At 70.5% G+C, this 8,996-nt stretch carries 4 protein-coding genes and 1 pseudogene; all 5 read right to left on the minus strand.

Annotation, left to right across the window (positions count from 1 at the left end):
- Positions 1-552 (minus strand): annotated as a pseudogene (locus tag A9X05_RS17870) (arabinosyltransferase); the annotation flags it as partial.
- Entirely contained in the window at positions 549-3,875 is a 3,327-nt protein-coding gene (locus A9X05_RS17875) for an arabinosyltransferase domain-containing protein (protein ID WP_067783103.1), read from the minus strand. The gene A9X05_RS17875 and the pseudogene A9X05_RS17870, both read right to left, overlap by 4 nt.
- A 67-nt stretch (positions 3,876-3,942) precedes the next feature.
- Entirely contained in the window at positions 3,943-4,566 is a 624-nt protein-coding gene (locus tag A9X05_RS17880) for a maleylpyruvate isomerase family mycothiol-dependent enzyme (protein ID WP_067760198.1), read from the minus strand.
- 14 nt (positions 4,567-4,580) lie between these two features.
- The gene (locus tag A9X05_RS17885) at positions 4,581-7,859 is read right to left on the minus strand and encodes an arabinosyltransferase domain-containing protein (RefSeq protein WP_082971001.1); all 3,279 of its coding nucleotides are present in this window, start codon (positions 7,857-7,859) and stop codon (positions 4,581-4,583) included.
- The coding region (locus A9X05_RS17890; RefSeq protein WP_197499111.1) for an arabinofuranosyltransferase at positions 7,859-8,996 on the minus strand (1,138 nt) is incomplete at its 5' end. The genes A9X05_RS17890 and A9X05_RS17885, both read right to left, overlap by 1 nt.

Here is an 8,996-nt window from a genome sequence, read left to right on the forward strand (position 1 = left end):
CACCCCGACGATCTGCGGCCGCAGGTTCGGGTCGGGGAAACCGCCCCCGATCGGCCTGCCGGCCGAATCCTTCAGCCCGACGAAGGTGGCGAAGGCGCCGGCTTTCGTCGAGGTGATCTCGATGCGCTGGCATTGCGGGCCGGCCACCTGGTCTCGAGACGCGCTGGCGATCACCACATTGCGGTCGGTGACGTCGACGCGTTTGGCGTTGACGACGACGAACAGCGCGTTCAGCGCGGCGTCCTTGCCCTTCTTGGGCGCCGTGCTCAGGACGACCCCGCCGTCCGGCGGCAACGCGCTCACCACCGAGCACGGCACGGTTGCGGTCACGTCCACCGGCGTCAGTGAAATCAACGGCGCGGTAACGCTGTTCAGCTGGCCGCCCTGGGGCCAGTTGAGGGTGGCGGTGGTCTGCACGACGGGCAGCAACGGCGTGGCGACCGACAGGACGAAGCCGATCAAGCCGGCGATCGTCGCGACCCAGCGCGTCGCGCGCACGTTTTGACCGGCGGTCGTCTTGTCTTCGCGGTTGTTCACGGTCGTGATGCTCATGGAAGCGCCCGAATCGGTCCCTGTCGGCTCCAGCCGTGCACTGTCATCACACCCTGTTCGATTGCGGCGTCGGGCGCCTGGTCAGCCGGCACCAGCCGGAAGTACTGCTCCACGGAGCCCCAGTCGCGATACCAGTCGCCGCGAAGATAGGTGGAGACCGTCGAGGTGCGCAGCATCGCCTGAGTGACCAGGAACGGGCCGCCGGCCTCGCTGGCCTGCCACCCATTCGACGACGACGCCGTCTGCTTGTGATCGGGCAGGATGCGGTACTGCGGAAGTTCGGCCACGCCAAGGTGTTCGGAGAACGGGTGCTGGCATGGGAAGTTCGCGGCGGTCGCGATGTCCATCAGCACCGGCGTGCGCGACCCGATCAGCTGCTGCAGGGTTTGCAGCACCGGCACCCGCGGCGGGGTGAACGCGAACCACTGATCCGAGCTCAGGTTCGGGTCGTAGGCGACGATGCGCGCCACGTTGGCCTCGGGCGGCGCCCAGGTGAGGGGGAAGCGCAGGTTGCGCCACGCCGGCTCGGGGCCGATGTCGATCGGCTGCACCTCGGCCAACGGCTGGGTGGTGCCGTCGGGGCGGGTGACTCCCCACTGCAACTTCAGCGACTGCCCGTAGGTGAAGGTGCCGTCCTCCTTGTACGACCAGATCGCGCCGGTCGCCGACACCACGACGATCGGCCGGTCCGGGGTGCGGGGCGGTAGCTGGTACCACGCCGAGGTCGCCGTGGCGGCCAGCGAGTTCTCGCCGTAGCTGCCCATCACCGGGGTGCGGGCCGGGTCGAGTCCGAACGGGAGCGCCGCATGGGAGCCGTTGACGCCGACGGGGCCCTTCCCGCCGGCCGTGCCCGCCGAGTCGCTCATGGCGGCGTTGGGCTTGTTGGGCGACGCATCCGAATTCACCACGCCGGGCTTGGTCACCACCGGGTACGACCGCAGGTCGTCGCCGACGCCGTCGGGCTTGAAGCCGACCGGGTTGACCCCGCCGAGCGGGCCGTCGGGCCCGAAGACCTGCCCGGGCGCCGGCGCCAGCATGCCCGCGTTGGGGTCGGGCTCGGCAAGCGCGTCGTCGGCCATGGCACAGCTCGTCGGGGACAGGCCGGAAGCGATGGCGGCGAGGTTGGCCTTGCCGGTGGTGTAGAGCGGGTAGCGGAACACCGCGCCTTTGGTCAGTGAGGCGACTTCGCCGACCACCATGATGCTCGCGACCACCAGCAGCGGGGTCGACGCCAGCACCCGGTTGCGCCGGTTGTCTTTGACTTCGGTGTGGCCGGCATAGTCCATCCGGAAGTGCTGCCACGCGGCCAGCAGCCCGGTGAGGATCGACAGCGTCAGGAACATCGACGTCACCGGGTGGCTCGCGATCACGGGCTGGATGTCGTACCACGGCACCCCGTAGTTGCCGACGTAGAACCAGCCGTTGACGCCGGAGGTGGCCACCGCGACAACGAACAGCAGCGCCGTGACGTAGAGCGTCAGGTTGCGGCGGTTGTGCAGGCCGATCCGCGAAAGCGCGAACGCGGTGACCGCGCCCAGCGCCCCGGCAAGTCCGGCGAAGGCGCCGAACTGGACCGCCCACTTCGTCGGGGTGAACGTGAGGAGCAGGAGGCCGATGGCGGTCGTGCCGATCAGCCGCCAGGCCGGGCCGCTGGCCAGCCCGGGCACTCGCCCCCGGCGCAGCAGGATGACCAGCATCCCGAACAGGCACAGCAGCAGCACCAGCACCGCGAAACGCCTCGCCATGGACCCATCGGGGTTCGACTCCACCGTGAGGAAGTAGTAGCGAAGCCAGTCCTGGTACCACGCGATCGTCGGCCCGACCTTGTACTTGATCCGCGCCGACTCGGCGACGTTGGCCAGTGTCTGACCGTGGAACACCACAACGGTGATCAGCGACAGCGACGCCGCGAGCACCGCCAGCGGCGCGAGCAGGCCGTCGGTCGCCCGGCGTCGCCGGATCGTCCGGGCGATGGCCCGCGAACCGGTCAGCAACGCGGCGACGGCGATCAGGCCCTGCGGCGCCAGTGTCACGGTGAGCATCGCGACGAAGGTCGCGACCGCGGCCGGGGCCAAGCGTTGCAGCGCGATCGCCCGCTCCACCAGCATCCAGGTGACCAGCACACCCAGGGCGATCAGCGGCTCGGGCCGCAGCCCGTTGTTGAACGGCAACCAGGCGGCCAGGAACACCGCGCCCGCGGTGAACACCGCCACCCGGTTCGCCGCCAGGCCGCCCCTGCCGGGGCCCAACCTGCGCAGGATCCAGTGGCTGATCACCAGCCAGCACGCGATCCCGGCCAGCGTGGCGGGCAACCGCATCCACACCCCGGCGGTGCTCACGGCCGCCAGCTTGGACAGCACCCCCAGATACCAGTCGAACGGCGCGTCCGTCGTACCGAAGTAGCGGTAGTAATCGACGATGTAGCCGGCCTTCGGGGAGACGCGGGCGATGGTCAGGTTGTAGCCGTCGTCGGACGAGGTGGCGCCGATGACGTGCCAGACCAGGAGCGTCGCGATCACCCCGACGTCGGCGATCCAGGTTGCGAGCCCGACGCGGCGCCAGGAACTCCATCGCGCCCGGGGCCGGTACCGGGAGAGCCAGGCGATCGGCGATTGCCAATTGACCAGCGTGCCGCCGCCGCGGCTGCGACGGTCGAGCGCGGCGAGCGCGATGACGGCGGTCAGCACGGCCAGGGCACCGACGGCCATCGCGAGTTGCTTGAGGGCGGTTGGGGCGGTGATGAAGCGGGTGTCGATGTCGATGCGGGCCGATAGTCCCGGCTGGGCCGGCACCTTCAGGTCCGTGAAGATGCCGCCGACTTGGGGTTTCTTGTCTGAGGACAGGGTGCCCGAGGCGCCGGGCATGCCCACGAAGTCGGCGCCCGCCGCGCCCGCGCCGGCCCAGGCGTGCAGCACGCTGCAGGCCCCGCCGGCGACCGCCGCCCGCGGCGCGGCAGCGGCAACGGTGTCGCGGAACGCGACGACCACCAGGTCTTTGTCGGCCCGCACGAACAGCCCGTCCTTGCCGGCATCGACGCCGCCGGCGGGCAGCGTCGAGACCACCAGGCCGCCGCTGGCGGGCAGGGTCGCGATCGCCGCGCACGGGATGGAGATGTCGAGCGCGCGCGGCGCCCCGGACACCAGCGGCGCGGTGATCTGGGTGACGTGTCCGTCCGCGACGCCCTGCGGCCACAGCACCGTCGCGGTGGTCTGCCTGACTGGAAGAAGCGGGACGAGCGCGCACAACAGCAGTCCGACGATGCCGGCGACGGCGGCGACGAACCGCGGGATCCGCTGCGATCGCTGATTACCGTCGTGGGGCACGAGGCTCGATCGTAAGCGAAGCCGCTTTGTCCGCTGAGGACGCGGGGCCGCGCGGGGCCGCGCGGCGTCAGCGGGGGAGCCGGGCCGCCAGGGTGTTCAGGCCCGGGCCGTCGAGGTCGGCGAGCGCCGCCGGGCGGCCCGACATCGCCATCAGCAAAGCCTCGCCGGGGCCGGTGACTTCCGGCCCGCGGCCGTGTGCCCAGTCGAGGTCGGTGGCGCGCAGGCGCAGCCCCCGGATCCGGCGGCCGGCCCCGAGCCTCGGGTTGCCCGGCACCAGCTGCAGGACGCGCTCGAGCCGATCGGCGGGGACGATGCGAGGCCGGTCGAGGGCGCGGCGGATGTCCTGGTGATGGATCGTGCCGTCGACGAGCGCGATCATTCCGCCGAAACCCGCTGTCAGCCCGCGCGGCTGGAGATGGGCTCGCAGAAAGTCGAGCAGTTGTTCCGGACCCAGGCCGGCGAACTCGTCGACGCCCACCTGGTTGGCGCGGACGATCCAGCCCTTCGCGAAGCGCCCCGCCAGACCTAACGGGCCGAGCTCTTCATAGCTGATCGTATGCGCGACAACGTCTTTGACCGTCCAGTGCGTGCAGAGGCTGGGCGCCTCCCACTGCTCGGGCGTCAGGGTGGCCAGGAACTCGGCCAGGTCGGCCCGTTCGTCGCGGGCCATGCTCATCAGGCTTGCCGTCATTGCCGGCCCCCTCGCTAGCTCTTACGCAGCGGCGCGGGGCTCCACAGGCCGCTGCGGGTGACCGTCCCCAGCTGCAGGCGGGCGGGCTGCGCCCCGGCGTAGTAGGGCGTCAGCCGTTGCAGGGAACCCCAGTCGCGCGACCAGTCGTCCTTCAGATAGGTCGCCATGGTGGTGGCCTTCAGCAGCAGCTCGGTGACGCCCAGCGGGCCGCCACCGTTGTTGTCCATCACCGGCGAGTTGGCTTCGGCGCCGAAACGGTCAGGCAGGATGCGCCATTTCGGCGTTTCGTCGACGCCGTTTTGGTGGCCGAACGGACGCTGGCAGGGGAACGCCAGGCCGACGAGCCAATCCAGGAACACCGGGTCCTTCGAGCCGACGACGTCCTGCAGCGTGCGCAGCTGCGGGATGCGCGGCGGGGTGAGCGCGATCCAGTGCTGCGGCGCCAGGTCTTCGTCGTCGGCGACCAATCGGATCTGGGTGGCGTTGGCGGGGATGGCCGACAGCGGCAACCGCAGGTTCCGCCAGGCTGGGGAGGCGCCCACGTCGGATAACTGCAACGACCCGCCGGGGTGTCCGCCGGCCGCTTGGTCGTCGGTCGCCCACTGGACCTGCACCTCGCGGGGATCGAAGCGGCCGGCCGCGCTCACCACCAGCAGCGGCCGGGCGCTGTCGCGGGTGGGCAGCCGGTACCAGCCCGACCGCAGGTGGGCGGGCAGTTGGATGCCCGACCGCCAGCTGCCGAGCACCGGTGTGCGCGCGGGGTCCAGGCTGTAGGGCAGCTGGGCGACCGAACCGTTGATCCCCGGTGCCGGGGTGGTGCCGCCCTCGGTGCCGGCTTCGGCGCCGGTGACCAGCCTGTCGTCGTTGATGAAGCTGCGGTCGCCCGGGCGTTCCATCACGGGGTCGGCACGGACGTCGGCTGGAATACCGTTGGGGGTGAAGGCTTCCGACAGGCCCGCGCCCAGCGCGTCGGCCACCGTGGCGCTCACCGGCGCCAGCGCGCCGGCGTTGGGGTCCTGTTCCACCAGCACGTCCTCGGCCAGTCCGCAGGACTTGCCGGTGAGGGCCTCGAGGTTGGAGCGGCCCACCGTCCAGGCGGGGTACTGGTCGACCATCGCCAGTGTCAGCGACGCCACCTCGAACACCACCAGCAGCCAGGTCGCAATTGCCAACGGGGACTGGACGATTCCCGCGACTCGTGCGCCCAGGCGGGTCGTCGGCGCGCCGTTGTCTGGATCGACGAAATGGAACCACGCGGCCAGTAGCAGCACCACGACCGTCAGCCCGAGTAGCGCGGTGGCAAAGGCGTAATGCCACGCCGGGAACGAATTCGACCATGGCACACCGAAATTGGAGACATACCACCAGCCGTTGACGCTGGCGAACGACAGGGCCATCAGGAACAGCACCGCGGCCGCGAACATGGTGCGGTTGCGCCGCGACCGCATCGCCACGGAAGTCACGGCGACGGCGGCCAGCGCGCCCAGCGGGCCGGCCAGCCCGGCGAACACCCCGTAATGGTGGGTCCACTTGGTGGGCGTGAACATCATCGCGATAAAGGAGATGATCGTGATTCCGACGATGCGGCGGCTCGGCCCGGCGGCCGTGCCCGGAATCCGGCCCTTGCGCAACGACATTGCGACCGTGATCGCGAGCGCCAGGACCAGCGCCAGCACCGCGAAGCGGCGGGCGACCGAGCCGTCCGGGCTGGCCATGAACAGGCGCTCGTAGCGGATGTGTTCGTCGAACCAGCTCAGGCTGGGGCCGACGGCCCGCTTGAGCATGCTGGCCTGGATCTCGCCGGCCAGGGTTTGGTCTCGGAAGATCAGGATGGCGGTGACGGTGACCGCCGCGAACAGGGGTGCCACCAGCGGCAGCGCGCCGAATCGTTTCGACCTGCGGTGCAGGATCGTCCGCAACGGCCCGATGGCGACCAGCAGGGCGCCGATCGAGGCGATGCCGGTCGGTCCGGAGAACAGCGTCAGCGCACCGATGATGCAGGCGACCGCCACCGGCAGCAGCCGGCTGGTGGCTACCGCGCGCTCCACCGAGCACCAGGTCAGCAGGATGCCCAGCGCGATGATCGGCTCGGGGCGCAGGCCGTTGTTCAGCGGGAGCCACACGGCCAGGAACATGCCCGCCGCGGTCCACGCCGCGCCGCGGTTCTGTTTGACGGCGTGGCCCAGGCGCGGCATCACTTCACGGCTGATCACCCACCAGCACGTCAGCGCCATGGCCAAGGTTGGCAACCGCATCCAGATGCTGGCGGTGCTGACATGGGCCCACACCGCCAGCAGGTCGTAGTACCAGCCGAAGGGCGCCTCCGGCGTGCCGAACCAGCGGTAATAGTTGGCCATGTAGCCGGCGTGCTCGGACACCCGGGCCATGGTCAGGATGTAGCCGTCGTCGGAGGTATTGGCGCCGACGAACTGCCACCACACCAGCACGGCGATGACCAGAGCGTCCAGCCCGCCGATCGACCACCAGCGCGACGGCAGGAAGCGGCGGTGGCGGCTGCCGTCGGCGGTGTCGAGCAGGTGCAGGGCGACCAGGGCGGCGGCCGTCAGCACGAGCCCGAGGATCATCGCCGCCATCTTCAGCTCGGTGGGGCTGCTGCTGTAGCGGGTGTCGATGGTCGCCGAGAAGCTCAGGCCGGGCGGTGTCGGCCCGCTCAGGTCGGTGAAGACGCCGACGATCTGGGGCCGGAAGTCGTAACCGCTCTTCTCGCCGCGCAGCGGTGCGCCGGGGTGCTCGGTGTTGGGCCCCTGGGTCAGGCCGACGAACTCGGCGGTGACCTTCTCCGCGTGGGCGGTGAAGGTCAGCCGCTGGCAGGCCGGGCTGAGCACCTGGCTCAGCGGGGCGGTCACCACCGCGACGTTGCGCACGACGACCACGAGGTAGTCGTTGGCGCGCTGGATGAGCAGCCCGCGGTCGACGGCCTTGGGGGCCTGCTTGGGCACCGTGGACAACAGCACGGTCTTGGCGGCGTTCTGGGGACCGGCCAGCCCGGCGGCGGCCTGACACGGCACGCTGATGTTCAAATCGGTCGCGACGTAACCGATCAGGGGAGCGTCGACGCTTTCGAACGTGCCGTTCTGCGGCCAGTTCAGCTGGGCGGTGGTCTGGTTGACCGGCAGCAGCGGGGTCGCGATGGCCAGCAAAGCCCCGAGCAGCCCGGCGACGATAGCTACCCACCGAGTGATCCGGTGGTTCGCTCCCGTCTCGGTCACGGTGCTAGATGCTAGTTCTTCGATGCTCGGCGGCCCCTTTTGAGGCGAGGTGTCGGTGCTCATCAGCGGCCCGGCACCGGCTTGCGGATGGCCAGCACGAACGGGCCGGCGCTTTGAACGACGAACTGCGGGCTCTCGAAAAGGGCGGCCCGCAGGTCGACGGTGTAGCGCCGGACGTTGGGCTGGTTGGGGTAGACGTCCTCGGCGAGCCGCAGGGTGTAGTTGCCGTTCGCGCCGCGGCGCATCAGGAACACCGTGGGCGGCGGCCAGGGACAGGTGTCCAGCGCGTGCAGCAGCTCGTCGGCGGACTTGAGTTTGGACCATTTGTTGATCTGGGCGGCCCGCAGGTCGAACTGCGCGAGTGGGTTGGCGTAGTGCGACGTCAGTCCCTGGAATCCCCAATAGGGATAGAAGGACAGGAAGCTGTAGTCGGCGGTCATCACGACGGTCTGGTCGCGGGGGCGCCCGGTCACGGTCACGATGGCGCGGTCGATGTCGGGGTAGAACTTCTCCGAGCTGGGCGGTCGCCGGTCGCCGCGCTGGCCGTTGCCGTCCGTGTCGGTGTAGGCGACGGTGAGATCCGGGCGCAGCACGTCGGGGATGTCCTGGCTGAACGCGATCGCGGCGGCCAGGCCGACGGCGCCGGCGAGGGGCAGCACGGCGCGGCCCCGCGCGGACAGCGCGCGCACCGCCTCGACGAAGCCGAACGCCCCGGCGGCGACCAGCAGCACGGTCAGGGTGGGCTGCAGCCGGAACGACAGCAGCGTGGTGCGCGCCAGCGTCGTCAGCATCGACAGCAGCGACCACAGGTAGATGGCCAGCACGCCGATCCCCAGGGCGCTGGCCCGCACCGACGACCGGGCGCGCACCACCAGCCACAGCGCTCCGAGCAGGCAGATCGTGCCCAGCAGGGAGAACTGCAGCATCGGGAAGGTCAGCACGGCGCCGTCGGCCGGCAGGTAGTGCGCCGCGCTGCCGGAGTTGCTCACCGGGCTGCGGATCGCCCGCAACAGGAACGGCAGCCAGGTGGTGCTGCCGATGGCGGCGGCGATGACGGCGATCACGCCCAGCCTGCGCAGCGGGTCGAGCGCCGCCCGCCACCCGCGGTGTCGCCAGCGCGAGCCGGCCAGCGCGAGGCCCATCAGCGCCATCGCGAACGCGGTGAAACCGAACAGCAGCGTGTACCAGGTGGCGGTGAAT

Source organism: Mycobacterium sp. E3298, from assembly GCF_001666895.1.
Taxonomy (GTDB): Bacteria; Actinomycetota; Actinomycetes; order Mycobacteriales; family Mycobacteriaceae; genus Mycobacterium.

Bases quoted from the DNA above. Each gene is read 5' to 3' on its own strand.
- A9X05_RS17885 (WP_082971001.1), bottom strand. From the start codon at position 7,859: ATGAGCACCGACACCTCGCCTCAAAAGGGGCCGCCGAGCATCGAAGAA.
- A9X05_RS17880 (WP_067760198.1), bottom strand. From the start codon at position 4,566: ATGACGGCAAGCCTGATGAGCATGGCCCGCGACGAACGGGCCGACCTG.